Below are 25,998 nucleotides of genomic sequence, written 5' to 3' on the forward strand. Positions count from 1 at the left end.
TCGTCACCATGATCGTCTCACGCTCCGTCTACGACGCAGTACTCCACATCCAGCAGGAGCCGGCCGACTTCGACCCGGCCAACCCCTTGCACCAGACTGCGCTCGACGCCGGCGTCGCCGAAGTGCATGGCGACCGCATCGAACTGACGCACAAAGGCGAGCTGGTGCTGGGCCTGTAGCAGGACACGACCGGACCGCACGAACACCCGGCCCCGCGCTACGCGTTCGAACGCGCTAAGCTTTCGCCCTCCCATTTCTCCCCCGGTGCGCCGAGAGCGCGGCCTTGCTGGAGGCGGCACGTTTGCCAGGATCGTGAAATATCACCAAAGATGATGATTTAGATGATAAAAAATTATTTGTTCTGATATTTGTCTCTTCATATACTCGACCTGTCATTCCGACGGCGGCCCCTTTTCAGCGCTGCCAGGCTTCCTGCGCTCGTGAAAGCCTCAGGCCTTGTGACGGGTGCCCCAACCACGTTACCAGAACAAGGAGACATGATGAAAACCGGCCTGCCAAAGACCACCCAGACTACCCGCCGTGCGCTGAGCAAGGGCATCGCAAGCATTGCCGTCGCAGCAAGCGTCGGCCTCCTGGGCGCTGCCGCGCCCCTCACCGCTTCCGCACAGGCGGTGAATTGGACCATCGGCTCATTCTCGGAAGGGTCGAGCTGGTATGTGTACTCGGTGAACCTGGGCGAAGTGCTGCGCGAGGCATTGCCGCCGGGCTCGACCGTCGACACCCCGCCCATCGCCGGCGGCATGGCCAACCCGCTGCTGGTAGCTGCCAACAAGGCCCAGATGGGTTTCGGTATGGCCGTGGTCAACAAGTGAGCCTACGAAGGCACCGCAGGCTTCAAGAAGCCGCAGAAGGAATTGCGCGCACTGGTCGGCGGCTGGGATGACTACTTCCTGGTTCCGCTGGCACGGGGCACCGGTTTCGCCAACGATCTGTCCGGCTTCTTCACGCAGGTACGTCCGAAGTCGCGCGTGACCCTGCTGCAGCGCGGCAGCGCCGGCGCCTTCGGCGGCCAGCAACTGCTGGATATCGCAGGCGCAGGCGAAAGCACGCTGGCCAAGCAGGGCGGCGCCTATGAATACGGCTCCTTCGACATGGTCAAGACGCGCTTTTCCGGCGGTACCGGCGACGTGTTCGTCCAGGTCGCCACGGCCGGCCATCCGGGCATCAGCGAAATCGCCCAGACCAACAAGGTCACCTTCCTGCAGCCCTCGAAGGCGGTCCTGGACGGCATGACCCAGCGCTATGGCTGGGGCACCAACGTCCTGCCGAAGGGCACCTTCCCCGGACAGGACCAGGACATCACGCTGCCGTCCACGACCACCGCGCTGTTTGCCAGCACCGCCATGTCGGACGATCACGCCTACCTGGTGGTAAAGACGATCTGCGAAAAGACCGACCGCCTGCGCTCCGCGCACAAGGCGCTGTCCCAGTTCGACTGCGCCAACGGCGTCTGGAAGGATGAGGTGAACGGATTGCCGCTGCATCCGGGCGCCGTGCGGTACTACAAAGAACGTGGCTGGATGAAGTGATCATGCAGGCGACCGCACAAACCCAAACCAACGACAGCGAAGCAACCGAATCGAGCGATCTGACGCTGCAACGCTGGTCCCAGTTGCTCGAACCGGCGCTGCTGATCGCGCTGGCATGGACGCTGGCCCAGATCGCCTTCGTGATCTGGCCCTCCATCGATACGCTCCAGCAGCGCTCGCTGCATGTGGGCTTCGCGGTCGCGCTCGCGTTCGCGATGTTCGGCCGCAAGGAACAAGGACTCGGCAAGCGGGTGGCCTATTACCTCGCCGCCGCGATCTCGTTCCTGCCGCCGCTCTACATCGCATTGAACGCAGATTTCCTGACGGCCGAGCGGATCCAGGGCCTGGACCCGGTCACGACCGTCGATTACGTGCTCGGCATCCTGCTGATCGTCGCGCTGCTGATCACCGGGCTCCGTCTGCTCGGCTGGGGTCTGACCCTGTTCGTGCTGATGTTCCTTGCGTACTTCTTCGTCGGCCCTTACCTGCCCGGCGAGCTGGCGCACCGCTACAGCGGCCTCGAACGTTTCATCGATACCGAGTTCCTGTCCATGCACGGCCTGTTCGGCGTGCCGGTCGCCGTCTCGGTCACCACCGTCTTCTACTTCGTCTTCTTCGCCGCCATCTACGACATCTATGGCGGCGGGCGCATGATCATCGATCTCGCGTTCGCGATGGCCGGCCGTTCCGTCGGCGGTCCGGCCAAGGCGGCGGTGGTCTCGTCCGGCATGCTGGGAAGCGTGTCGGGCAGCGCGGTGGCTAACGTGATGAGTACCGGCATTTTCACGATTCCGTTGATGCGCCGGGTCGGCTACTCGCCGGCCTTCGCCGGCGGCATCGAGGCGGCCGCCTCCACCGGCGGTCAGCTCGTGCCTCCGGTGATGGGCGCGGCCGCCTTCATCATGGCCGACTACCTGCAGGTGCCCTACCAGACGATCGCGCTGGCCGCCATCGTCCCGGCGATCCTGTACTACGTAGCCCTGATCTGGATGGTCGACCTGAAGGCACGTGCGTCCGGCTTCACGCGTCAGGAAGGCATGATCGGCAAATCGCTCGGCGAAGTCATGCGCACGCGCGGCCACATGATGCTCCCGCTGGGCTGGCTGGTGTATCGCATTGTCACCGGCTACCCGGTGCAGAACGCGGCACTGGAAGCTATCGTCGCCACCGTCGTGGTCGGCAGCCTGTTCCCGGGCACGCGCCGCACGCTGAAAACGGTGGTGGAATCGATGATCGTCTCGGCCGAACGCACGGTCACCGTGGCGCTGCCCTGTGCTCTCGCGGGTCTGGTGGTGGGCATCATTTCCTTCACCGGTCTCGGCACCAAGTTCTCGTCGCTGATGATCATGATCGCGGGCGGCTATGTTCCGCTGCTGCTGCTGACGATGTTCGCCAGCCTGGTGCTCGGCGCCGGCATGCCGACCACCTCGGCCTACATCATGGCTGCGGTGCTGCTCGGCCCGGCGCTGATCAGTGCAGGCGTGGAACCGCTGGTCGTGCACTTCTTCATCTTCTACTTCGCGATCCTGTCGATGGTCACCCCGCCGGTGGCGCTGGCAGCCTACGCGGCGGCATCGATCAGCGGCGGCTCGCCGAACCAGACGAGCATCTCGGCATTCATGCTGTCCGTGCCCGGCTTCCTGATCCCGTTCGCCGCCGTGCTGCATCCGGGACTGCTGCTGATCGGCGACTTCGGCGGCACCGCCTGGGGCATCGCGAACGTGCTGCTCGGCTTCCTCTCGCTCGGCGTGGCACTGGTCGGCTGGCTGTTCCGCCCACTGCCGGCGGGATGGCGGCTGTTCTTCGCCATCAGCGGGATGATGACCTTGCTGCCCGATCCGATGCTGACGGCAGTAAACGTGACGGTGCTGGCTGCGGCCATCGCCTGGCTCTGGCGCGGCGCACGGCTGCAGTGCGAGCGCGCCGCGGCACGCACGCCTGGATAGCGCACAATAGCGGCGACGCGGGTCCCGGAAGTCATGCCTGTGCGCAGGCATGACTTCCCGCAGTCTGCCCCCCGGTGTGAACAGGCGCTAAGATGACGTCTGCGATCCTCGCCGACACATCACGCCACCGGGTAGCCATGGAATTCCGCCAGATCCAGTACTTCATCTGCCTGTTCGAAGAAGGCACGGTCACGCGCGCTGCGCGCCGGCTGAATATCGTGCAGCCGGCGCTGAGCATGCAGATCGCCAAGCTGGAAGACGATCTGGGCCAGCAATTGTTCGAACGCACGAAACAGGGCATGGTGCCGACGGCTGCCGCGCGCAACATGTACCGGCTGTTCCTGCCGATCATGCGTGAGTTCCTGAATGCGCGCACGCAGTTACTCAGCAGTGACGGCGAGATCAGCGGCCACGTCAACATCGGCATGATCGCCTCGGTGACCGAAGGCGTACTGGCAGAGACGCTCAGCGTTTTTTCGGCGCGCTATCCCAAGGTCCAGGTGCGCGTCGCCGACGGCTATACCGCGACTCTGAGCGACTGGGTGGCCGGCGGCCAGATCGACGCGGCCATCATCAACAAGCCGCGGCGCCAGCTGGCACTCAACGTCGAGCACATCGCCGACGAGGAACTGCTGCTGGTGACGGGCACCATGGGACCGGTGCCGCTGCCGGCGCGCCTGACTTTGCACCAGATCGTCAACTCCAGCCTGAACCTGGTCCTGCCTACGCGCGAACATGGCCTGCGCGGCATTCTCGACAGCTTTGCGCAGCATGAAGACGTCGATCTGGCGCCGACCTTCGAGATCGATTCGCTGGCGACTTCGGTCAAACTGGTCGAACAGACGCCGAACCTGGGCACCATCTTGCCGCACATCGCCGTCTACGGCGGCCTGCTCGCTGGGCGACTACGCGCTCACGCGATCGTGTCGCCGCGCCTGATCCGGCAGGTGGTCGCGGTGTCGCACCCGCGCCGCCCCCTGAATTCGGCGACCAATGCGTTCATCGCGCTGCTCAAGGAGCAGATGCGCATACGGACGCACCAGCACGACGGCACCGGACCGGACGACGTGCTGGCCAACGTGTGAGGCGGTAACGGGGCGCCAGGCTGCGGCTGCTTCCAGCCGGAAGCAGCCTGGATCAGGCAGGAGAAGACAGGGGATGGGAACAAGTCTGGCAACTGCAGCTGGCGGCCCTCCTCACACGCAGGCCCGGGGACCACGGCGATCTGCTGCGGCACCTTCTCGAACACGATGACCCAGCCGAACACGCCGGCTGCGGCCACCAGGATCAGCACCACGCCGGTATTGATCGCCACGCGCATGAGCATGCCGCCGAAACGGTCTTGATTTCACCGTGCGCGAACCTTCCGACCACGATGGACATCAATGCGCCCACGGCGGCCGCCTCGGTCGGCGTCGTCAAACCGCCCAGAATGCCGCCGATCATCACGGCCGGCACCAGCAGCGAGGGAATCGCGGCAAGAATGTTGCGGATCTTCTGCTTGCCGCTCAAGCGCTCGCCCGGCGGGTAGTTGTAGCGCATGCCGAGCAGCGCGATCACCACGATGAAGGCGAAACCCATCAGAAGCCCGGGAATGATCCCGGCAATGAACATGTCGCCGATCGATACCTGCGCCAGCACGCCGAAGATCACGAACAGCATCGAGGGCGGGATGATCGGCGCCATCAGCGCCCCGGCGCAGGTGGTGGCCGTGGCGAATCCGCGCGAGAAGCCCTTCTTCTCCATCTCGGGCACCATCACCTGCGCCATCACCGCGGTCTGCGCATTGGCCGAACCGATGATGGATGCCAGGAACATGTTGGCCATGATGTTGATGTAGGCCAACCCTCCGCGCACATGGCCGACGAACACCGAGGCCAGCGCGATCAGGCGGCGCGTGATGCCGCCTTCGTTCATCAGCTCGCCCACCAGCATGAACAGCGGAATGGCGATCAGGCCGTAGTTTTCGAGACTGCCGTACAACTGCTGCGGAAACGACAGATACAGCACCGTATTGCCGCTCAGGTAGATATAGGCCAGGGCGGTCACTGCCAGCACCAGCGCGATCGGCAGGCCGACGGCGAGCAGGACGGCGAAAATGGCTGCGATGGACATCAGTCAAGCCCCCTCGCGCCCGAGGACGCGCTCAATTCTTTTAGTGTGCCGGCCGGTGTGGCGACGGTTTTCATCAGGTTCGATATGCCATGCACGCAAGTGGTGAGCGCAACGGTCGGCACGATCAGCCAGAACCAGAATTTCTTCATGCCCAGCGTGGCCGTGATGTCCTCGTACATGAAATTGAAGGTCTGGCCGGAAAACTCGTGCAGATCGAATCCGACCTGCACCAGCGTGACCGGATCGAACCAGCGGATGCACAGATAGAGCAGCGTGCCGGCGAAGCCGAGAATCATCAGATCGACGAGCACTTTCATGCCCTTCATCAGACCCGGCGGAACCGCGTCGACCAGCATCGTGACGGACACCGCGGCACGGGTTTTCAAGGTCAGCGACATGCCGATCATGGCAAGCCACACCATGCAATGAATGGCAAGTTCGTCCATCCAGTAGATGGGAGAACGGAATGCCCTGCCGACGGTGTTGGCGATGATCATCACGGGCAATGCGAACGCAAGCGCACGGAGGGCGGCGCGCTCGACACGCTCGATGCCATCGCTCAAGCAATGAATGACTTGAACCACGAAATCTCCAGGAGCGAGGAAATCGAATGTGAGCGTTCCGCTCGGGAACGCTCAACACACAAGGGAGTGGGCAGCCTTACTTCTTGATGGCGGCGGCTTCTTTGCGCAGATCGGCCAGGATCGGGGTGCGCTTGATCCAGATTTCTTCCCACTTCTGGGGCACATCGCCGAAGAATTCCGGTCCGGCCTTGACGACCTTGACCTTCTTCGTGTCTTCGATGTTCTTGAGCATCTCGCCTTCGACCGTGGCGTAGGTGGTGAACAGGCTGTTCAGGTGCTTGCGCGCGGTGGTGGCGATCAGCTCGCGGTCGGCCGGCGGCAGTTGCTGCCACACGCGACCCGACATCAGGCCCACGACCGGGAACATCATGTGGTTCGAGTGCACCAGCGTATTGCCGCGCTCGTAGAACTTCATCCGCCACACCAGCTCGAGGTCCGCATCCACGCCGTCGACCTGGCCGTTGGCCAGCGAGTCGTAGACGTCGGTCGGCATCGGGGTCGAAGCCGCGCCCAGCAACTGATAGAAGTCGCGCACCGGCGGGAACGGCGTGATGCGCATCTTGCGGCCCTTCAGGTCGGCGCCGCTGTTGGTCGGGAAGGCATTGAGCATCAGGCGCATCGCCGCCACGCCATAGCCGAGGCCGACGGCGCCGATTTCACGGGGCAGGCGTTGCAGCATCTTTTGCGCGGTCGGACCGTTGAGCAGGACTTCGGCCTGTTGCGGGCTGTTGACCAGGAACGGAGCGAACAGCGCGCTCATGTCCGGCACGCGGTTGGTCACTTCGGCGGCGGTCATGAAAGCCATGTCGAGTGCGCCGGTCTGCAGTTGCTGCATCATCTGCGCTTCGTTGCCCAACTGGCCGGCCGGGAAGGTGCTGACCGAATACTTGCCGTTGGATTTCTGCTTGAGCTCCTCGCCCATCGCGTTGGCGGCCTTGGTCCACTCGTGGGTGGCCGGCACGATCAGGCCCAGGCGCAGTTCCTTCGCCCCGGCAGCGGCGCTCAGGGTCGCGCCGGCGGCCACGGCAAGAATGGTTAACAGTTTTTTGAATTGCATCGTCTTCTCCTAGGAATTGACGAGCGCTCGGGCGCTCTTTTTGTTTCGCTTCTTGTGTCGGCCGGATGCTGCGAAGCGCACCTCGTCCATTTATGTGCAATGCACTTTACAGGTGCATCCGTTTGAGGGCATTGCCCCAGGCTCTGCATTTTTGCCATAGAGTCTGGATCGATGTGCGACTGCAGCATCGGCATTGCCTCGGCTGCAACGCCGAAAAGCCGCGCACTCGACTGAGCTCAAGCTCATCAAGCCGCAGGAGCTCAGTCGAGTCATCGTGGACAGCACGGTGCAGGAGAAGGCCATCGCCCACCCGACGGACAGCCGGCTGCTGGAGATCGCACGGATCAAGCTGGTGGGAGCAGCCAAGGATGCCGGCATTGCGCTCAAGCAGACCTTTGCCAAGGAAGGCGAGCAACTGAGCCGCCAGGCCGGGCGCTTCGCCCATGCACGGCAGTTCAAGCGGATGCGCCGGGCAATCAAACGTCAGCGAACCATCGTCGGGCGGCTGGCCCGCGAGATCGACCGCAAAGCCAGTGTGATCGGTCAGGCGGTGCGCGAGGCACTGGACGAGGTGTTGGGCAAGGCCCAACGTATTGGGGCTCAGAGCGCCCAGCGCAAGGCCGTCAACAGCCAGCCCAAGCTGTACGCCTGGCACGCTCCGGAGGTGGACTGCATCAGCAAGGGCAAGGCGCGCCGGCCTTACGAGTTTGGCGTGAAGGTGGGCATTGCCAGCACCTTCAACGGCAACCTGATTGTGGGGGCTCGGGCGTTTCATCGCAATCCGTATGATGGCCACACGCTGAGTTCCCAACTGGAGCAGGCGACCATTCTCATGCAGGACTGTGCCGCAGCGCCTGAAACGGTCTTTGTTGATCTGGGCTACCGGGGCGTCGATGCCGACAATCCTGGCGTACGTGTGGTGCACCGGGGCAAGCCCAAGCGCTTGACGGCACAGGAAAGACGGCAGCTCAAGCGACGCCAGGCCATCGAACCGATCATCGGACACCTGAAGGCAGATCACAGGATGGACCGCTGTCACTTGAAGGGCGAATACGGCGACCGGCTGCACGCGGTGCTTTGCGCGGCGGGCTACAACATCAAGTGGCTGCTGCGCATGATCGCCAAGAAGGGCGTGCCCTTCCTGAGGGCGCTTTTTTTGCGCCTCGTGAAAGGCACGATGCCACGCTGGTTCTGGCTAGCCTTCGCCGCGAGTCGGCCTGTCGAGCGCTTGAATGACAGTCTCGGCGTTCGAAAGAAGTGGCTATTGGCGGCGTGAAAAGGGGCGCTGAGCGCTCAAATGAATATTTCAGGGACGACTATTTATCGTAGCTCTGGGCAACCATCGCGAGCCGTGTTGCGCGGGTTAGTCCAGCGAAATGTTGAGACGTTTTAGCGTTGCCCCGATGCGATCGGTGTCGGTCTTGAGCAGTTGATGGAACTGCGCTGAGTTCAGAGCATAAGGCTCGTAGAACATTGTGGCGTAGCGCTCGCGGACCTCGGGGTCTTGCATGATGTCAGCAACGTCTTTCTGGATTTTCTCGACGACTGCCTTTGGCGTTCCTTTCGGTGCCACCAGGCTGACCCAGGACGACAATTCGAAACCGGCGGGGCCGCCCGATTCGGCAACCGTGGGCACGTCTGGGAAAGCTGCGTCGCGCACTGGTGCAGAAACGGCAAGGTATCGAACGCGACCGGCACGGTACATAGGGCCGGCACTGCCCGCGCTGCCAAAAGCCCAGTCGACTTCGTTGTTACCGACCGCGACGTAGAGTCCTCCAATATCCTTGTACGGTATGTGTGTCATTTTGGCGCCGGTAGCGTCTTCAAGCATGGCGGTGCCGTAGTGTGCGGGACTGCCCACCATCCACGAGCCATAATTGATGGAGTCGGGCTTGGCTTTCGCTGCATTGACCAGGTCGCCGACATTTTTGTACGGGCTGGCAGTGGGCACGACGATGAAGAAGTAGTTGCGAAAAATGGGGGTTACCGGTTCGAAGTCGGTGAGCAAGTCGTACGGCAGGTTTTTGAACAGGAACGGTTGGGTCACCATTTGCGCGGCGTCCATCTGGACGAGCTCGTAGCCATCCGGACGCGCTCGCTTGCCGGCCTCAACGGCGATGAAGCCGTTAGCGCCGGGTTTGTTCTCGACGATGACGGGCTGGTTCCACTTCTTTGAAAGCTTGTCGGCCACGAGACGAAGTGCGACATCGGGACCAGCGCCGACGGAAAAGGATGAGGTGATCTTTACGGGTCGGGTCGGGAATTCCTGTGCTTGTGCGCCAATGGTCATGGTGGCGGCCAGGCACGCGCCTGCGAGTGTGTAAATGTTAAAGCGGGACGTCACGATCTGCTCTCCTGATTATTAGAAGTTCGTTGCGGTTCTACAAGAAATTGATCCGCGGTTGATAAAGCTGTTGACCTGCTGCGGGGTTACAGCGGTATGGTTGAAGAAGGCATCTTCTACAAAAGGATGTCGAACCGGCCTCGGTAAGTAACCTGGTCGGCTACGCTTGCATCACGTTCCAGGGCGACGGTCAAGTCATCACTGACCGCTCCTTCGACATAGTCGGTTTTCAGCGACTTTGACGTCGACATGAAAATTTGTGTGGTCAAACGCAACGTGTCTCCGGTTCGTACCTTCAAGTGGATGTGTGCGGCGCGGATATTGGTTCGCCCCATGGCTCTGAACAGTTCGCCGATAGGGTCGTGGTCATGTTCGGAATAGTCGTGGGGCAATATTGTCTGAATACAATAGTCGCCATTTTCGTCAGCCCGTACCACGCCGCGCAGATGAGTGCCTTCCAGGTCGTATATCCCGTTGTGATCAGCGTGCCAGGCATCGATCTCGGCGTTCGATATCGCTTTTCCGGTTACCGCGTCTTTAACGGTTCCGGTAAGAATAAGCAAAGGTGCGTCAGGCGGAATATCCGTTTCGGCCAGCTTGCCGTCCGGCTTCATCGGGTGCTCGCGGTGATAAGGCCCAGTAAGATTGGCGCGTGTTCCGGTCTCTCGCTTCGCATGGACATCAATGCTGGTCATGGCAAGGCCGACGTCCAGGAGGCTTCGACACATGCCGGAGGCGCCGAGACGGTTCAGAAAATCGCCTGCCAAATGAAGCTCGTCCTCGGTAACTTCATACTCTCGAACGACTTCTTTAAGTTTTTCGACGGTGGCGGACCAAATTGCGGATAAACGTTCTCTTTGTTCCATGGTTGCTCTCATTGGTTGGTCGGTTAGTGCAGGCTTTCAGGTGATCAGGGCATCGCGCCGATTCGCTTTCTTCGGGGCCTTATCGTCGGCACGAAGGTATCGCTCGATAACTCGTTCAGCGGTAACGACATTTGCTGTATCAGCATTCGTCTGCGCGCAATCCAGTCATTGATGCGGTTGGCGTCGAAGTGCGTAAAGCTGTAAAGCTCGAGCAGCTCGGTTTGCGGCGGTGCAGCGTCTTCGTTGACGATGCGAAACTGGTTGGGCACCGCTTGGTAAATCTGCGCGGCGCGAGCATCGGGTTGTTCGAGCGAGTCGCGCAGCAAGTCGTCGTACCCGGATTCATAATCTTGCAGGCTGTCAACGCTCGAGCGAATCATCAGGATGGCGGCTTCGCTTTCGATCGGATGCTTTTCAACTTCGCAGAGGCATCGATAATTGGTTCTGCGGCGCATTTGGTAAAGCGTTCTGAGGTAGCGAGACCACGGCGTGGGTGCGTCGACAATGGCTTGGAATTCGGCGCTAAGCTGCACGTTTTCGTCGGCCATTTCGTAAAAAACGAGATAACGCAATTGGTCGGGCGTATACGGTTTAGTCGATTTGAAGCGGCGCGACCCGACGACGCCGGGTACACCCAGCACAATGTCGGTATGTTCGTAGTCGTACCATGCATCGAGGGCTTCTTCGTAAACAGGGTCAAGATGAAGCCATAGCGTCAACAACGCTTTACTGCTTGCGGTCATGAGTGTTCCTTCTTAGCTTATATCAGGCTGCGCGCGTGTTCGTTATTTCCCCGCGCCAGACGCTGCAGCGCGACCTGTACCTGCCTGTCGATGACAATGCCGGTTCGTTGGTTTCGTTCGCGTTCCTGTTGAGAACGTTCGGATGGAAGACGAATGGATTCGACACCGGGTTGTAGCGGGGTGGCCTTGATTCGAGCCAACGTTTCACTGAGTGTTCTGCGGTACTCGTTCAAGGGCACCATCAGGTCGGGTCTTATTGCAATAATGAGATAGCCCGCACGTTCTTCGTTATCGTCTCCTGACCCGGCCAGGATTCCCAAAGCCTGCATGGCCAGCCCCAAAGCAAAGCCTTTGTGACCACCGAACGGTAGAACGGCGCCCATGCTTGCGAGAATCGGGTCTTGGGTGGGTTCACCGTTGGCGTCTATAGCAACACCTTCCGGTAGCGTTTCTCCGCGGCGAGCACGTAGCGCCAAATCGGTGAACATCAGCGCGGAAGTGCCGAGGTCGATGACGAACGGCGCGCCTTCGGTAGGAAACCCGAACGAGATCGGGTTGGTGCCAATAGCGGCTCGAGCTCCGCCCGGCGGCGCTACCTGTGGCCTGGAACTGACTGTGTGAATGCCGATCAGTCCCGCATTTGCCAACATTTCGACGTAATAGCTGCCGCGGCCACTCATCCATGTGTGATTGACCCCGACAACGGCAAAGCCGCCGGCAACAGCTTTCTCGATGGCGATTTCGCTTGCCCGATGCAGGGTAAGCATCCCGTTTTGACCTCCACCATGCAGGCGAGCCGATACTGGTGTTTCATGAATTACGCGCATCGGTGTGGGTGCGGGCCGGCGTTCGAGTTGCTCGGCGACGTTCAGAATCTTGGGTAAGCCCGAGTACTCGTATCCGCAAAAGGCAGCGTCGAGCATGTGTTCGGCCAACACTTGGCTTTCGACCGGCGTGTATCCGAGTCCGGCCAGGCTTTGGCGTGACAGCTCGCGCGCTTCATCTGCAGTTAGCCTGACTCGTGCCGACGACATGTTTTCCATTTGAGATTTCGTCATTTTTCAGTAAAACCGAAGTGGCGTTTGGGCGTTTCCCAGAGCACTTTGCGCCTATCGTTATCGTCAGGGATCCAGCGCTTGAGAAGACCTGAAGTCGGGCCGTAGTCCATGCGCTTCGGTATTCTCACGAAAGGCCAGTCGGAGCCCCAAACGCAGCGGTCGAGCGTGAATGCGTCGATCAGCGCCTCGATATAGGGTTCTGCATCGTGGTAAGGCCAAGCCTGTTGCGAGTATCGGAAGGCGCCCGAGAGCTTTATAAGGGCTTCGCCGCTGCGTCCCAATTCGAGCAAGGCCTGGAATTCCGATTGATCGAGACCGAGTGCTGGGTTGGGGCAGCCACAATGGTCTACCACGATCTTCACGCCCGTTCTGCGCAGGATCGGCAGCAGTTGCTGCAACCCGTCGTGGTGGTAGTAAATTTGGGCGAACCAGCCGTGTTCGCGGATTTGTCGCAGCAAACGCTCACCCGCCTCGCCCTGAAGCGACGTCGAGCCAGTGAATAAGGTGTTGAACCTTGCTCCGATTACGCCGCCGTCGGTGAGTTGCCGCAACGTGGCGTCATCGGTATCGTGACCGACCAAGGCAACGCCTTTAAAGCGGCCGCGTGAGTTCGCGATGGCATCGAGCATGCACCGGTTGTCGGTCGCGTAGCCGGCGAACGGGTTGACGAGGAGTGCGTGCGTCAGCTCGTGTGCATCGAGCGTCGTACGCAGATCGTAAGCTGTGCCGCACTCGTTGGGTTGCGGCACGTAACCTTCAGGGTTCGACAACGGAAAGCGTGCGGGGTCCAGCACATGTACGTGGCTGTCGACCGCGTAGGAAGTGGAGTTTGCCATTATTGCGTGATGACCTGAGTGAACGGCCGTTATCGCGCGGCTGCTGCGCGGTTCGCAAGAAATGCGTCGTATTTGGCTTCGTATGCCGTGTACTTAAGTGCGTTATAGAGCGTGTCGCGGGTTTGCATGATATCCAGCACGCTCTTTTGGCTTTCGTCACGCAAAATGGCTTCGTATACCCGGGTGGCAGCGTGCGCCATTGCGCGCGCCGCCGACAGCGGGTAAAGGGCTGCCGATACCCCGGCTTTGGCCAGCTCGCTCTGAGAGAAGTTCGGTGTCAGCGAAAACTCTGTGACGTTCGCCAATAGGGAGTGCGGCCGGTTAAGAGCCTTTGCAAAGGCTTGGTATTGCGATAATTCCGTGCATGCCTCGGCAAAGACCATGTCGGCACCCGCTTCAACATATGCGCACGCTCGGTCGATGCTGGCTTGTAAGCCCTCGGTCGCCAGCGCATCGGTGCGCGCCACGATGAAGAAAGACGGGTCGCTACGGGCGTCGACGCACGATTTCAGGCGATCGAGCATTTCCTGGGTGCTTACCAAAGCCTTGTTGGGGCGGTGTCCGCAGCGCTTGAATGTGTCCTGGTCTTCGATGTGCAGGGCGGCTGCGCCATCTTTGATCAGTCCTTTTACCAGTCGGGCAATATTGAATATGGCGCCAAAGCCGGTATCTACGTCGACCATGAGCGGCAGGTCGCAGGCATCGGTGATACGACGCACCTCGGTGAGCACCTCCGTCATGGTGGTCAGGGCCAGGTCGGGAAGCCCGTACGAATGGGTCGCCAGACCGCCGCCCGCCAGGTAAATCGCTTGATGGCCGGCGTGCTGCGCCAGGATTGCGCTGTAGGCGTTGATAGTGCCTACAATCGGCAAGATCCGATTCGCAGCGAGTGCAGCGCGCAGCCGGGCTCCCGGCGCTGGTGGGGCAGACGTATTGCTGAGTGAATCAATGAGCATCGTGTTCTCGTGAATGAAACGTAATGAAGAAGGATCAACCGGTCTTTTCCTCCCGGCCGGTTCGTCAATGAATGCATTGTGAACGGACGCGTGGCGCCGTACAATCGCGTTGCGCACTGCGGAACACCACTATGAAAAACTCTCCGAGTTCCCCCAGACATTCTTCTTCCGGCATTCAGGAGCGTTCACGCGATACCGTCCACGCTGTGACCCGCGCTTTGGCCGTTCTTGATACGTTTCAAGTTGATGAGCAGCCCGTCTCGCTGTCCGAGCTGAGCCGCCGATTGGCGATGGGCAAGACAACTGTCTTGCGCACCGCCCGCACTCTTGCACTGGCCGGCTACCTTACCCAAACCGAAGACGGCCGTTGGCGGCTCGGCCCAGCGGCGGGTTGGTTGGGAGTGCGGTATCAAACCTCTTTTGACGTGGACAACGTTATCGACGTCCTTTTGCGACGTCTGCACGGCGTCACGTCGGAAACTGCAGCGTTCTTTGTTCGAGAAGGTAACTGGCGCACATGCGTCGCAAGAGTCGATCGGCACACCATGACGCGCGTTCACTTGCGGGTCGGAGAGAAGCTGCCCTTGGATAAAGGGGCTTCGGGACGTGTTTTGTTGGCATTTTCGGGTCAGCGTGGTGAACTTTACGACCGGATTCGTCGCTCAGGGTTTTATATATCAACAGGTGAACGTGACCCGACGATGTCGAGCATTGCGATTCCGGTGTTTCGAGCAAGCCGCGAGCTCTTCGGCGCGTTATGCGTGTCAGGCCAGACCGATCGCCTGAACCATGAAACACTCACCCGGCATTTGAAGCCGCTGATCAACGCAGGGGCGGAATTATCGCGATCGCTTTCGGCTCACGGCAAGGCGCCTGCCTCGTAGGGGTGTGCGGCTACAACCCGGGGTTCCGTGATACAAACACCGAATCCCGACTCGTATTCCGACGTAATCATGAGCACGATCCCAGCCACGCACGAAGTCATACATATTTCCGCCCCCGGCGATGCCGACGTTTTGAAGCTTGCTACCCGCGATGTCCCACGTTGCGGCGACGACGACTTGTTGGTGGCCGTCGCTGCTGCCGGTATCAACCGTCACGACGTCAATCAGCGGCGTCGCGGTCCAGAGCCGGGTGTGCCCGATGTTCCGGGCCTGGAGCTTGCCGGCACCGTTGTACGCGTGGGCAGAGGTGTAAAGGGGTGGAACGTAGGGGATCAGGTTTGCGGCCTGGTGGATGGCGGGGCGTATGCCCGTTACGCCACGATGCCGGCGTCGCACGCTTTGCCGATTCCCGACGGCATGAGCCTGCTGGAAGCCGGAGCGCTTCCGGAAGCCTTGTTCACGATATGGCATAACTTCTTTAACGTGGCCGGCATGAGAGCCGGGGAGGTGGTGCTGATTCACGGCGGCACCAGCGGCGTCGGTACCATTGCCATTCAATTGCTCACGGCTTTGGGTCACCAGGTTTTCGTCACTTGCGGCACCGATGAAAAATGCACCGTTGCGCGCGAGCTTGGGGCTATCGAAGCCTTCAATTACACGCGCGATGATTGGGTTGCGGGTATACGGGCCGCGAGCACCGATGGCGCCGACGTCATTCTCGACATGGCTGCCGGGCGTTATGCCGAACAAAACCTGCAAGCGTTGGCCAGGCGAGGTCGCGTAGTGCATTTGTCCCCCGGGCAGGGTGCGTCAATTAGGGTCCACCCTGTTATGTAAGCGTCACGTGAAGGCCGCCTAGTCGGAGCAACCGGAAAGAGCCAAAGTGGTGTCCACCAAAAAGTAGTGGGGATCACTATGTCCACGAGTGAAGTGCGGCCCTCTAACCGCAAGGGACGGCTCAATTATCCGAAGGCCTACAAACGTGAGGTAGCTATGGCGGCATGCGAGCTGGATGTCTCGGTCGCTAAGGTGGCCTTGGCCCATGGATTGAACGCCAATATGGTGTTCAAGTGGCGCCGTGAGCTGCGGGCCGGGTTGTTCGGGCCCGAAGAAGGCTGCACGCTGGTGCCGGTGACGGTATCGGATGTCCGGACAAAGGCGACTCACACTGATCGGGCCGGGCCGTCGCCGGTTGAGACGACACTGGGTACGGACAGCCGCATTGAGATCGAATTGAACGGTAAGCGGTCATTCAACACCGCTCGATCAGTCTTTTCAGCGTATCAGCACGGCGCGGTAGCCGACGCAATCTTCCAGGGCAGCAGCGCCTCGTAATCATCAACGGTTCGCGCATGCGGCAGCGCCTTGAACAGGACGAGGAGATACTCGTACGGATCGATCCCATTGGCTTTTGCCGTTTCCACGAGCGAGTATAGATTCGCCGATGCCTTGGCCCCTGCCACCGTGTCGCAGAATAGCCAACTGCGGCGTCCGACGACGAACGGACGGATGGCGTTTTCGCACGGATTGTTCGAGATCGGCCAGGAGCCGTTATCGACGTAGCGAATGAGTTTGGGCCATTGCCCGTGCAGATAATGCAACGCCTTGCCGAACAGGCTTTGGGGCAATACGCTGTGCAGATGTTGCAGCAGCAGCGATTCGAGTTCAGCGAGGATAGGCCGGCTCTTTTCGTGGCGCAGTTTCTGCCGCTGTCCAGGCGTCATCGCTTTGCCCGCCGCTTCGACGGCGAACAACTTGCCAATGCGTTCGACGAATCCTGCAACCGGATGCGTCGCGCGTTGTGCTGCGGGCACCGCCTCTTGGGCCTCGATCAGATACCGCCGGGCGTGGGCCCAACACCCAAGGTGCACCAGCCCATAGCGATCAGCAATCGTGTCATATGGCGCGTAGCCATCGGTCATCAGCACCGCGTGCGGCCGGATACCGGCGTACAAGGCTGCCGCCTGTTCGGTGTTGCGCGTCGGGCTATAGGTGAACAATCGCACGGGTGGGTCCGAGCCGTTCATCTGCGCCCACAAGAAGCTCTTGCTCTGTGCCGCCCGACCAGGCTCTTTGAGCACCTGGACGGTCGTTTCATCACCATACAGCACGTCGGCCTCTAACAGGTGATCACGCATCAAGTTGATCACCGGTTGCACGGCATGGCCGGCACGCACCGTGCTGGCAGCCAGCGTGGCACGCGACAAGTCTCCACCGAAGCGCTTGAGCAAGCCCGCGACCCGGTAAATCGGCAAGCCATCCTGGTATTTTGCGGTAATGCACCACGCCAGTGCCGACTCGGTCAACAATCCCTTCGGGATGATGCGAGCCGCAGCCGGTGTAGTCTTGATGCTCTGATCGCAGCACGGGCAGGCGTACTTGACGCGCTGATGTTGCACAACGCGAACCTGCTGCGGCACGATATCCAACTGCTCGCTGATCTCGACGCCAATCTCGACCAGCGGCTGGCCATCGTGCGCACACACCCGCTCGGACTCGGGCAGTTCGTGGCGGATCTCAATACGTGGCAGTGCGGGGTCCAGCGGCTTGCGTCCGCGCTTGGCTCGGGAGTGACAGGCAACGGCAACGCTCGAGCCGATGTCATCCTCCTGCGCTGCAGCGATGGCTGCGGTCGGCGCCAGACATTCCGCCTCGTTAAAGAACAGGTCCTTTTGTTCCGACCCGCGAGCTTCGCTCTTGGCGGCAAACAGCTTGCGCTGGAAGGCCTTTAGCTGTTCCTTTAACAGATCCCGCTCGACCGTCACCACACGTAGCGCGGCCTGGCTGGCGCGCAGCGCTTCGTACTCCTCGGCAGTGATGGTGACAGTCTTCGGCATAGGGGATTAGACCGCCGCCAGAGCACGGCGTTCACGAGGCTCGATGATACGCGCGTTCGGGATGACGGCGCACCGCCTCCAGATCAATGCCATCGAGCAGCCAATGCAACTGCTCAACGCTGAGTGTGGCAACCGCTTCGCGGCGTGGCCAGGCAAAGCGGTCTTTCTCCAGGCGTTTGTACAGCAGCCAGAATCCGTTGCGTTCCCACAGCAACAGTTTGATGCGGTCTGCCCGCCGGTTGCGAAACACATAAATCGCGGCCGAGAACGGATCCAACCCCAACGCCTGCTCGACCAAGGCCGCCAAGCCGTTGATGGATTGCCGAAAATCGACTGCCTCGCGATGCAAATAGACCTTCAGCCCCGAATCGAAGCGAAGCATCAGCGCTGATTCCACAGCGTTTCGATCAGGGCCTTGAACAGGCCAGTATCGGCCGCCACGGCGCACGATAATTCCAGTACCGCGCCATTGGGCAGCCTGGCACTGAGTGCCGCCACTGACGGCTGGTTCGGCATAGACGTTTGGACCGGCACAAAAGGCGTCAATGCCGAATCTGCGCCCGCTGACGATGGTTGGTACCGGTCAATCCACTTGCGTAGCTGATTGGCATTGACGCCAGCCTTCAACGCCATGCCCGAGACCGATATCGCGGACTCCAGACACATCTGCACCAGCCGGCGCTTGTCCTCGGGGTCAAAGTCTCGCCTGCCGTTACTGCGTACTCGCACAGGCCGTAGCGGTAACAGGTCTAAGGATTCTATCGTCATGCTTGCGTCCGCAAAGTTCGTGGCGGACGCAAGCATCAAGCATTTTGCGCTAACTCGATAGGGCGTGGGTTATTGAGCGCTTACATTGAACGGCACATTTGTGCGGGTGCATGGCAAGGTCGATCCCATCCAGTTGCGTGTGGTTTTGCGCTGCCTGATGCCGGGCAAATCACTCTCCAGGACTGCAGCGTTACTTTATACTGGCGAGCATGCCCGCCAACACTCTGCCTAACGATATCGATACGCTCCAGCGCATGTTAGTCTCGCGCGATGAGACCATTGCGAAATTGTTTGAACCGCCCCGGGTTTGAACTGACCCCCAAGAGTTGGACACAACCTTGGAGGGCATATGAGGAAATTCGACCTCAGGTTCAAACTGAAAGTGGTTCGTGACTACCTCGCGGGCAAAGGGGGATACAAAATCCTCGCAGCCAAATACGGCATCGCTAACAGCCTCGTCAGAAGTTGGGTGGCGGCATACCAACACCATGGCAGTGCCGGTCTCGTGCGTCAGCGCGGCCGATACACACAAGAGTTCAAACTGGAAGTGCTGCACCGTAGGGCAGCTGAAAATCTGTCTTACCGTGAGCTTGGCGCTATTTACAATATCGGTAACCCTCATAGCATCATGTTATGGCAGCAACAACATGAACGCGGCGAGCTTCGTGCGCCGCAGAGCCTTCCATCATTGGACCATTCGATGTCGACAAAGAAAAAGAGGTCGCCTCGGTCGCCAGGATCTGAGCTGTCAGCGGAAGACGGACTACTGCGCGAGAATCAACGGTTACGCGCGGAGGTCGCGTACTTAAAAAAAGTCAGTGCCTTGGTTCTAGCGAAGAAATTGGGGCAGCGGAAAGGGCGCAAATAGTGCTGGAACTGAGGCATGAATTTCCCTTGACAGACTTGCTGCATGTTGCGCAACTGCCCCGTAGCACGTTTTATTATCAGGCCAAGGTTTTGCGGTCGCCTGGTCGACATGACGAGCTCAAAGCGAAAATTCAGGCCGTCTATGCGGAACATCGCGGCCTGTATGGTTATCGTCGCATCACGGCGACTATCCGTCGTGATGGCCATCTGGTCAATCATAAGGCCGTACAGCGACTTATGAGTGAAATGGGCATGAAATCGCGCGTGCGCGCAAAGAAGTTCAGGTCTTATAGGGGCGAACTCGGTGAGGCTGCCCCCAACTCTCTGAACCGCGAATTTGCTGCATCGCAAGCAAACCAGAAATGGGTGACGGACGTGACCGAGTTTGCCGTGGCAGGCAAGAAGCTGTATCTGTCGCCGGTTATGGACCTATACAATGGTGAAATCGTGGCTTACCAGACCAGCAATCGACCCGATTTCTCACTGGTCATTAATATGCTCAAGAAAGCCGCAAGGAAATGCACAGGGACGGACGGTCCCCTACTTCATTCCGACCAAGGCTGGCACTACCGGATGCAGCCGTATAAAGCGGCCCTAGCCCGATACGGCATGAAGCAAAGTATGTCGAGAAAGGGGAATTGCTTTGATAATGCAGCTATGGAGAGCTTTTTCGCTACCTTGAAAGCCGAGTATTTCCATCTCTCCGATTTCGACGATATCGAGCAACTGAATGCGGGCCTGAGGCGCTACATCGACTACTACAACCGGCACCGTATCAAACTCAAGCTTGGCGGAATGAGTCCAATGGAATATCGGCTACGGGCAGTATCCCATTAAAACTTAACCGTCCAACTCTTGGGGGTCAGTTCAGTTTCGCGGAGACTGTTTGGTTAAAGTAAAACAGCCTCGTCGGCGATTCTGCCGAGTTGGTTGTAGTAGTTTGCCTCAGCTTCGGCCGGCGGAATATAGCCGATCGATGAATGCAGGCGTTTATGGTTGAACCAGGCGACCCACTCCAGGGTGGCCAGCTCGACGGATTCCCGGCTTTTCCAGGGCGCACGACGATGGATCAACTCGGCCTTGTACAGACCGTTGATCGTCTCGGCCAAGGCGTTGTCGTAGCTGTCGCCACGGCTGCCGACTGAGGGTTCGATGCCGGCCTCGGCCAGCCGTTCGCTATATCGGATGCTCACGTATTGCGATCCCCTATCGGAGTGATGGGTCAGAGAACCGTCATTGCCGGGCTGGCGGGCGTATAACGCCTGCTCCAACGCATCGAGCACGAAGTCCGTCGTCATCGATTTGCTCACGCGCCAACCGACGATGCGCCGGGCGTAGACGTCGATGACGAAGGCCACGTATAGCCAGCCCTGCCAGGTCGAGACGTAGGTGAAGTCCGAGACCCATAGCTGGTTCGGCCGCTCGGCCCGGAACTGCCGGTTGACCCGATCCAGCGGGCGACTGGCCGCGTCATCAGCGATGGTCGTTCGCAACCGCTTGCCGCGCCGCACGCCTTGCAGGCCCTGGGCGCGCATCAGGCGTTCGACCGTGCAACGCGCCACCGCCACGCCTTCGCGGTTCAGTTGCCGCCAGACCTTGTCAGCGCCGTAGACGCGATGGTTCTCCTGCCAGACCCGCTGGACTTGCGGCATGAGCTGTTCGTCGCGGCGGGCGCGGTCGCTGCGTCGTGACGCATCACGCAGCCGCGCGGCCCAGCCGGGGGCGGTGCGCACCCGCTTGCGCATCAGGTCGATGGTCACCAGCGCGGGATCGGTGCAATCGATCGTTGCCTGCATCTCTTCGGGAGTCTCTGCCAGTCGGGACCTGATCGAGAAGAAGTTCAAGGTGACGCTGGGCCTGACGACAGTAGGGGAACTGCTGGCGAAGCTGGGATTGACACCGCAAAAGCCATTGCAGCGCGCCTACCAGCGCGACCCGGAGGCGATCGAGCAATGGCAGCGTGAACGCTACCCAGCGATTGCGCAAGCGGCCAAGCGGGAGAAGGCGGACGTGTTCTTCTGGGATGAATCCGGATTTCGCGCCGATGCGGTTCATGGCAAGACCTGGGGCGTGCGTGGTCAGACACCCGTGGTTGAGCGTCCCGGCCAGCGGCAATCGATCAGCGCCACCTCTGCGGTCAACGCCAAAGGCGCATTCTGGTTTTGCACGTACGCCGGCGCTTTGAACGCGGAATTGTTTGTCGTACTGCTTCGGAAGATGATGCGCCATCGCAAACGGCCGGTGCATCTCGTGCTCGACAGTCTGCCGGCACACAAGAAGGCTTGTGTGCGCGAATATGTAGCATCGACCAAGGGAAAGTTGACACTGCATTTTTTACCCGGCTATGCGCCCGACCTCAATCCGGACGAACTGGTGTGGAGCCACGTCAAGCGAACGGGCGTCGCACGCCGCCCGCTGCAAAAGGGAGAAAAGCTTGAAGAGAAAATCACCAAACAGCTTTCTGAAATTCAGAATCAGCCGGACCTTGTACGCTCATTCTTCAATACCCCATCTGTCGCCTATATTCGCGACTGCTGAGTAACGCCGTCGACAGAGGGTTGTATGCGCGCCGGACTTCAGCCGCGTTTCAAGCTGACGAAGCCGGAGGCGTCTGCGGGAACTCCCATTGAAGCGCCACCGCCGCAACCTGCCGCAATGGCACTGGAGGTTGAAGACAGGTCTTCGATGATCGTACAGTCTCTGGTCGTCCCGCCGCAGCAGGCGCTGTCGCAACTTTCCACAAAGTCTTCAAGGCTTGCTTCCAGTTGCCGGAACTCGGCGATCTTCGCCCTGACCGCGTTCAGATGTTCCTGCGCTACGTCGCGCACTTCGACGCATGAGCGGTCTCCATTTTCAAACAGGCTAACCAGGTTGCGCACCTGCTCGATGGGAAACCCGAAATCCCGACAGCGCTTGATGAACAACAGGCGCTTGTAGTCGGCGTCGCCATAGTACCGGCGACCGTTGGCAGCACGCGTAGCGTGGGGCAGCAATCCGATCTCTTCGTAGTAGCGAATCGTCGGCACCGTGCACTGCACCTGCTTGGCCAAGGCACCAATCGACAAGTTGTCATTTTTCATCGGCTTTTTGCTCAAAAAGTAATTGATCCTCAAGTTACATGAGGATCTACAGTTAGCGCAAGTACCTATCAATGCGGGTGCGAAAAGGAGAAAACGATGAAGAATGTTCTGAAGAAATACGGGCTGATAGGCGGCACTGCGGCGGCCTGCGCCGCCTGCTGCCCCGCGCCGCTTTTCATGGGCCCGCTGCTGGCCTGGACCGGGGCGACGACCCTTGGTCTGGTCTTTTCGCCGTGGTTCCTGCTTCTGTTGGCCGTCCCCGGGCTGCTGATGCTCGCTAGGAAGATCGGCAAGCATACTCCCCAGCCGAGCCCGGCCGCGCCGGGCGGTTGCGGATCCAGCGCGACTTCCGCTCCTGACGAAGGGAAAAAGCATGGATGCCAGTAAGCCTGCGCCTATTGCCTGCACACTCACGCCGAACGAGTTCAAAAGCCGTGCAGCGTGGATTTCCCAGCTGACCGAGACCTCGCTCGTGGCCCACCGGCTTGAAGGCGACACCGCACACTTCCTCTATCGCCTTGATGCAAAGAAGGAGGTCGAACAGTTGGTCCGGCAAGAGCAAGCGTGCTGCGCTTTCCTCAGTTTTGCGATGGCCGATACCGCACTTGGTATTTCGGTGACCATTACCGCCCCGGCCGAAGCTCGCAGCGGCGCCCATGCCTTGTTCGCGCACCTGCTCCCGTCTCATAGCGTGGCTACAGAGCCTCGAGCGTGTGGCTGCGGAAGCTGACATTGGACTGTTGGATGCACCGGACGGAGTTACCACCTCCCGTCACGAATGGCGACCGTATTTCGTCAACCCTCACTTTTCGAGGAAGCGATGGCGAGACGAATCGGGTTGGACTTCGATGCTGATTTCCTCTCGCCCTTAACGCTGAAGAATGACAGGCTGATGCCGTGTTCCGCTGACCGCCGTCAGCAACATGCCCAGGTAGCCATGATCCTCAAGGCTACGACGCGGTTCCGACCGCGTTGATCACACCAGTTCGCACCGGCATCCATGCGCGAACGGCCATCGGTTCTCGATGGCGATGCCACCAAGCTGTTCCATCAACCCACGCGGGGGTTCCACACCTTCCCCGCCTTGGGTCGGGTGTGTCTCCGCCTCATTGTTCCCAGGAGATTCACCATGACCACTTCCACCGAAAAGTCCTACTTCGATCTGCACATCACCGGCCTCGGGTACCTCAATCGCATCCGCGAAGTGAAGCCCAAGAAAGGCGATGCGTTCCTAGCCTGCGACATCGCAGCCCTGAACGGTCCCAGCGATGACGTCTCGTATGTGCGTTTCGACACGCGCGTATCGGGATCGGAAGCGCAGCACCTGGTGCGCCGCTGCATTCAGGCGGTCGACGCCGAGAAGAAGGTGATGATCGGCTTCCGCCTGGGCGACCTGTGGACCGACACCTTCACCTACTCCAAGGGCAAGCGTGCCGGCGAGCAGGGGGTGAGCCTCAAGGCCCGCCTGCTGTTCGTCAGTTGGATCAAGGTCGACGGCAAGCTCGTCTACAAGGCCGAACCCAAGCCGACCGAGACCGACGAGCGCGACCCGGAAGTCCCTGTGACGTCCGACGCGCCCGCTGCGCAGCAAGCCTCGGCACCGGAGCCTTCCGAGTCCGTCGCCGATGCTGCCGACGACGCAGCCGATGCCCCCGCATCGGCCGCTGCCGAGTCGTTCTGATCCGCAAGGCCCCATCCCCGGGGCCTTGTCTTCTCTTCGTCAGCAGGAGACCTCATGATCACCATCCCCGGCCAACTGGCCATCAAGACCATCCACGGCAGGAACGGCGACTTCAACGTCGGCCGCCTGGCGACCTCGATCGGCGAGTTCGTCGTGAAGAACGCCGAACTCGATCAGTACTGCGAGGGCAAGTACGACGGTGATTTCGTCATCGTCGAGATTCGCCCCGCCACGTACAACGCCAACGGCCGCATGGTCATCGAGATCCGCGCCCATCTGGGCGGGATGACGCTGTCCAACATCGACGCCCTAACCTGATCTGCGGCGACATGAGCATCACCACGACGCTGCAGAACCAGCTCAACGGCATCACCAACGGCTTCCAGACGATCATGAGCAACGTGATCCAGAACGCCACCAGCGCCGTGGCCTCGCTGCCGGCGCTGATCATCCAGCGCGCCGACCCGGGCCTGTACAACCTGCTCACCAACGGCATCCTGCAGGCGCGCCTGGATTTCGACCGCTCGAAGATGACCTGCCGGGCCATCGCCAATCGCATGGCGGACATGGCCGGCGGCCAGGCCGGCTGGGACCAGCTCGCCGAGGGGATGGCGCTGCGGGATGCGGTCAGCAGCACCGATGCCGTCTCCGCCATCGAGCAGGCCGAGTCCAACAAGGGGAACAACGGCGTGCCCTGGGTCGGCGGCGGCAACGCGGGCGGCTCCGGCCAGAGTTCGATCAAGGTGGTCGGCGACGTGACGCGCGCGGGCTACAACCTGCTCAACGGGCGCAGCGCCACCGATACCTCGTCGATCGCGCGCAGCGCCTGCGGCAACCGCCTGACCTGCCAGACCTGGTCGTCGCCTGGCGCGGCCGCGGCCTTTGCGAACCGCGTGCTGGGCGAACGCGAGCAACGCACCTGCGAAAACTGCACGAAGACCCAGACCACGCCTGGCGTCGGGCTGACGCCAATGATCCAGGAAGAGTACGAGACCAAGCTGCAGGCGCTGCAGGAACTGGTGACGGGCGCCCGGCCGACGACGCTGGCCAATCTCGACGCAGCCGGCAGCAGCTCGCTGCCAATCACCCGCGGCGTGATCGAGGCCCTGCGTGACGAACCCGACCAGGACGTGCTGGGCCGGCGCCTCGCGTCCGAGGCTGCGCTGTCCAGCGTGCTGGAGAAGGCCCTGCTGCTGCAACGCACGTTGCTGACCGGCAAGAAGGAGCCGAACGTCGCCGCCAACGAGCTGGCCGTGCGAGCGGTCGAGCAGGAGAACAGCGCGCTGGAGCAGGAGATCAACAACCTCAAGACCGAGCTGGAACTGCGCCGCACGCTGGCCGGTAACTCGGCGATGGCGATCATCCAGCGCCACAGCACCCGCGCGGCCGGTTCGCGTGGCGTCTTCGAGGGCGACACTACACGCGACCGTCTGCGGGAGGTTCAGAAGCCGCGGAGCGGTACGCCATGAGCCGGCTCGCCTGGCTGCGGCTGCCATGGCTGTTCAACCGCCGCGTCGGCGTGGCGCTGCTGTGGACCTTGCTGGTGGCCGCCGCCGCGGTGGCGGTGAACATCGCCGGCATCCACGTGGTCGGCGGCGTCGAGGGCTGGCACCACTGGCTGCAGGCGCACGCCGGCCACTTCTTCGTGTGGCGGCTGTGCCTCTACGGAGCGACGGCTTACGGCTGGTGGTGGATGCGTCGGCGCCTGTTGCGGCGGGAGCCGTCCCGCGAGACGCATCAGCGCCTGCTGCGCACGGAGATCGCGGCCGTGATCGCCGTGGTCGCGCTGGAAGTCAGCCAACTGTTGCGGCACGGCTGAGACCCGG

At 60.8% G+C, this 25,998-nt stretch carries 27 protein-coding genes and 4 pseudogenes; 17 read left to right on the plus strand and 14 right to left on the minus strand.

The genetic code is table 11. The annotated features are described in order from the left end of the window. Positions 1 to 8: 8 nt before the first annotated feature. From CDO46_RS28320 to CDO46_RS07180, 5 genes are all read left to right on the plus strand, one after another. Positions 9 to 179: a hypothetical protein gene (locus tag CDO46_RS28320; protein WP_165963171.1), complete on the plus strand. Its 171-nt coding sequence runs from the start codon at positions 9 to 11 to the stop codon at positions 177 to 179. Between the two features lie 318 nt (positions 180 to 497). Further along, on the plus strand, positions 498 to 833 hold the full coding sequence (locus tag CDO46_RS07165; RefSeq protein WP_087837856.1) for a hypothetical protein: 336 nt from the start codon (positions 498 to 500) through the stop codon (positions 831 to 833). Positions 834 to 875: 42 nt separating this feature from the next. Further along, positions 876 to 1,550 (plus strand): TAXI family TRAP transporter solute-binding subunit, encoded by a 675-nt coding sequence (locus tag CDO46_RS07170; protein WP_087837857.1) that lies wholly within the window; start codon positions 876 to 878, stop codon positions 1,548 to 1,550. 2 nt (positions 1,551 to 1,552) lie between these two features. Continuing rightward, positions 1,553 to 3,496: a TRAP transporter fused permease subunit gene (locus tag CDO46_RS07175; RefSeq protein ID WP_087837858.1), complete on the plus strand. Its 1,944-nt coding sequence runs from the start codon at positions 1,553 to 1,555 to the stop codon at positions 3,494 to 3,496. Between the two features lie 137 nt (positions 3,497 to 3,633). Further along, on the plus strand, positions 3,634 to 4,581 hold the full coding sequence (locus CDO46_RS07180; RefSeq protein WP_087837859.1) for a LysR family transcriptional regulator: 948 nt from the start codon (positions 3,634 to 3,636) through the stop codon (positions 4,579 to 4,581). A 202-nt stretch (positions 4,582 to 4,783) separates the two neighbouring features. Here CDO46_RS07180 and CDO46_RS07185 read toward each other — a convergent pair whose 3' ends face one another. The 3 genes from CDO46_RS07185 to CDO46_RS07195 form a co-directional block, all read right to left on the minus strand. After that, positions 4,784 to 5,611, minus strand: coding sequence for a TRAP transporter large permease (locus CDO46_RS07185; RefSeq protein WP_243724529.1), 828 nt, complete (start codon positions 5,609 to 5,611; stop codon positions 4,784 to 4,786). Then, positions 5,611 to 6,195: a TRAP transporter small permease gene (locus CDO46_RS07190; RefSeq protein ID WP_087837860.1), complete on the minus strand. Its 585-nt coding sequence runs from the start codon at positions 6,193 to 6,195 to the stop codon at positions 5,611 to 5,613. Before CDO46_RS07190 ends, CDO46_RS07185 begins: the two co-directional genes overlap by 1 nt. A 76-nt stretch (positions 6,196 to 6,271) precedes the next feature. Next, the gene (locus CDO46_RS07195; protein WP_087837861.1) at positions 6,272 to 7,252 is read right to left on the minus strand and encodes a TRAP transporter substrate-binding protein; all 981 of its coding nucleotides are present in this window, start codon (positions 7,250 to 7,252) and stop codon (positions 6,272 to 6,274) included. A gap of 193 nt (positions 7,253 to 7,445) precedes the next feature. On the opposite strand from CDO46_RS07195, the gene CDO46_RS07200 reads away from it, so the two are divergent. Further along, complete coding sequence (locus CDO46_RS07200; protein ID WP_254914566.1) at positions 7,446 to 8,528, plus strand: IS5 family transposase; 1,083 nt, start codon at positions 7,446 to 7,448, stop codon at positions 8,526 to 8,528. Between the two features lie 87 nt (positions 8,529 to 8,615). Here CDO46_RS07200 and CDO46_RS07205 read toward each other — a convergent pair whose 3' ends face one another. The 6 genes from CDO46_RS07205 to prpB form a co-directional block, all read right to left on the minus strand. Next, complete coding sequence (locus tag CDO46_RS07205; RefSeq protein WP_243724528.1) at positions 8,616 to 9,596, minus strand: tripartite tricarboxylate transporter substrate binding protein; 981 nt, start codon at positions 9,594 to 9,596, stop codon at positions 8,616 to 8,618. Between the two features lie 116 nt (positions 9,597 to 9,712). After that, positions 9,713 to 10,462, minus strand: a complete 750-nt coding sequence (locus CDO46_RS07210; protein WP_165963170.1) for a dioxygenase — start codon at positions 10,460 to 10,462, stop codon at positions 9,713 to 9,715. A gap of 44 nt (positions 10,463 to 10,506) precedes the next feature. Beyond that, the gene (locus CDO46_RS07215; protein ID WP_087837863.1) at positions 10,507 to 11,205 is read right to left on the minus strand and encodes a hypothetical protein; all 699 of its coding nucleotides are present in this window, start codon (positions 11,203 to 11,205) and stop codon (positions 10,507 to 10,509) included. A gap of 17 nt (positions 11,206 to 11,222) precedes the next feature. Further along, on the minus strand, positions 11,223 to 12,248 hold the full coding sequence (locus CDO46_RS07220) for an Ldh family oxidoreductase (protein WP_165963169.1): 1,026 nt from the start codon (positions 12,246 to 12,248) through the stop codon (positions 11,223 to 11,225). Positions 12,249 to 12,259: 11 nt separating this feature from the next. After that, a complete protein-coding gene (locus CDO46_RS07225) occupies positions 12,260 to 13,099 on the minus strand; it encodes an amidohydrolase (RefSeq protein WP_087837865.1) in 840 nt (279 codons plus the stop codon). 29 nt (positions 13,100 to 13,128) lie between these two features. Next, positions 13,129 to 14,055 carry a methylisocitrate lyase gene (prpB, locus tag CDO46_RS07230; RefSeq protein WP_087837866.1) on the minus strand — a complete coding sequence of 309 codons (927 nt, stop codon included), beginning with the start codon at positions 14,053 to 14,055 and terminating at the stop codon, positions 13,129 to 13,131. A gap of 131 nt (positions 14,056 to 14,186) precedes the next feature. Here prpB and CDO46_RS07235 point away from each other — a divergent pair, with 131 nt between their 5' ends. From CDO46_RS07235 to CDO46_RS07245, 3 genes are all read left to right on the plus strand, one after another. Beyond that, the gene (locus CDO46_RS07235) at positions 14,187 to 14,939 is read left to right on the plus strand and encodes an IclR family transcriptional regulator (protein WP_087837867.1); all 753 of its coding nucleotides are present in this window, start codon (positions 14,187 to 14,189) and stop codon (positions 14,937 to 14,939) included. Between the two features lie 69 nt (positions 14,940 to 15,008). After that, positions 15,009 to 15,776, plus strand: a complete 768-nt coding sequence (locus CDO46_RS07240) for a zinc-binding dehydrogenase (RefSeq protein WP_087837868.1) — start codon at positions 15,009 to 15,011, stop codon at positions 15,774 to 15,776. A gap of 78 nt (positions 15,777 to 15,854) precedes the next feature. Then, positions 15,855 to 16,274, plus strand: a complete 420-nt coding sequence (locus CDO46_RS07245; RefSeq protein ID WP_132979858.1) for a transposase — start codon at positions 15,855 to 15,857, stop codon at positions 16,272 to 16,274. Here CDO46_RS07245 and CDO46_RS07250 read toward each other — a convergent pair. Genes CDO46_RS07250 through CDO46_RS07260 form a run of 3 tightly spaced genes read right to left on the minus strand, consistent with a single transcriptional unit; the run spans position 16,223 to position 18,544 of the window. Beyond that, entirely contained in the window at positions 16,223 to 17,776 is a 1,554-nt protein-coding gene (locus tag CDO46_RS07250) for an IS66 family transposase (RefSeq protein WP_087780652.1), read from the minus strand. The genes CDO46_RS07245 and CDO46_RS07250 overlap by 52 nt on opposite strands. Before the next feature lie 31 nt (positions 17,777 to 17,807). Then, positions 17,808 to 18,158, minus strand: coding sequence for an IS66 family insertion sequence element accessory protein TnpB (tnpB, locus tag CDO46_RS07255; RefSeq protein ID WP_087780653.1), 351 nt, complete (start codon positions 18,156 to 18,158; stop codon positions 17,808 to 17,810). Continuing rightward, on the minus strand, positions 18,158 to 18,544 hold the full coding sequence (locus CDO46_RS07260) for a transposase (protein WP_087780731.1): 387 nt from the start codon (positions 18,542 to 18,544) through the stop codon (positions 18,158 to 18,160). The genes tnpB and CDO46_RS07260 overlap by 1 nt, the downstream gene beginning before the upstream one ends. A gap of 349 nt (positions 18,545 to 18,893) precedes the next feature. Between CDO46_RS07260 and CDO46_RS07265 the strand changes: the two genes are divergently transcribed. Continuing rightward, positions 18,894 to 20,248 (plus strand): IS3 family transposase gene (locus CDO46_RS07265; protein WP_087837870.1). Its coding sequence is split into 2 segments (ribosomal slippage): positions 18,894 to 19,359 and positions 19,359 to 20,248, totalling 1,356 coding nucleotides; the frame shifts between segments, so codons are not numbered across the junction. A gap of 53 nt (positions 20,249 to 20,301) precedes the next feature. Here CDO46_RS07265 and CDO46_RS07270 read toward each other — a convergent pair. Then, positions 20,302 to 21,123, minus strand: a pseudogene (locus CDO46_RS07270) (IS3 family transposase); the annotation flags it as partial. 106 nt (positions 21,124 to 21,229) lie between these two features. Here CDO46_RS07270 and CDO46_RS07275 point away from each other — a divergent pair. Continuing rightward, positions 21,230 to 21,949 (plus strand): annotated as a pseudogene (locus CDO46_RS07275) (IS630 family transposase); the annotation flags it as partial. Positions 21,950 to 21,987: 38 nt separating this feature from the next. On the opposite strand, the gene CDO46_RS07280 reads toward CDO46_RS07275, so the two are convergent. Beyond that, positions 21,988 to 22,491 (minus strand): helix-turn-helix domain-containing protein, encoded by a 504-nt coding sequence (locus tag CDO46_RS07280; RefSeq protein WP_087837871.1) that lies wholly within the window; start codon positions 22,489 to 22,491, stop codon positions 21,988 to 21,990. A 96-nt stretch (positions 22,492 to 22,587) separates the two neighbouring features. Between CDO46_RS07280 and CDO46_RS07285 the strand changes: the two genes are divergently transcribed. From CDO46_RS07285 to CDO46_RS07305, 6 genes and pseudogenes are all read left to right on the plus strand, one after another. After that, positions 22,588 to 22,878, plus strand: coding sequence for a hypothetical protein (locus tag CDO46_RS07285; protein ID WP_087837872.1), 291 nt, complete (start codon positions 22,588 to 22,590; stop codon positions 22,876 to 22,878). Further along, positions 22,865 to 23,221, plus strand: coding sequence for a hypothetical protein (locus CDO46_RS27930; protein WP_132979857.1), 357 nt, complete (start codon positions 22,865 to 22,867; stop codon positions 23,219 to 23,221). The genes CDO46_RS07285 and CDO46_RS27930 overlap by 14 nt, the downstream gene beginning before the upstream one ends. A 399-nt stretch (positions 23,222 to 23,620) precedes the next feature. After that, complete coding sequence (locus tag CDO46_RS07290) at positions 23,621 to 24,172, plus strand: STY4534 family ICE replication protein (RefSeq protein ID WP_087837873.1); 552 nt, start codon at positions 23,621 to 23,623, stop codon at positions 24,170 to 24,172. 54 nt (positions 24,173 to 24,226) lie between these two features. Further along, positions 24,227 to 24,487 (plus strand): annotated as a pseudogene (locus tag CDO46_RS07295) (DUF3275 family protein); the annotation flags it as partial. Next, a pseudogene (locus CDO46_RS07300) lies at positions 24,484 to 25,641 on the plus strand (integrating conjugative element protein); the annotation flags it as partial. The pseudogenes CDO46_RS07295 and CDO46_RS07300, both read left to right, overlap by 4 nt. Then, positions 25,638 to 25,991, plus strand: coding sequence for a hypothetical protein (locus CDO46_RS07305; protein ID WP_087837874.1), 354 nt, complete (start codon positions 25,638 to 25,640; stop codon positions 25,989 to 25,991). The pseudogene CDO46_RS07300 and the gene CDO46_RS07305, both read left to right, overlap by 4 nt. Positions 25,992 to 25,998: the final 7 nt, after the last annotated feature.

The organism is Pigmentiphaga sp. NML030171, assembly GCF_002188635.1.
Classification (GTDB): domain Bacteria; phylum Pseudomonadota; class Gammaproteobacteria; order Burkholderiales; family Burkholderiaceae_B; genus Pigmentiphaga; species Pigmentiphaga daeguensis.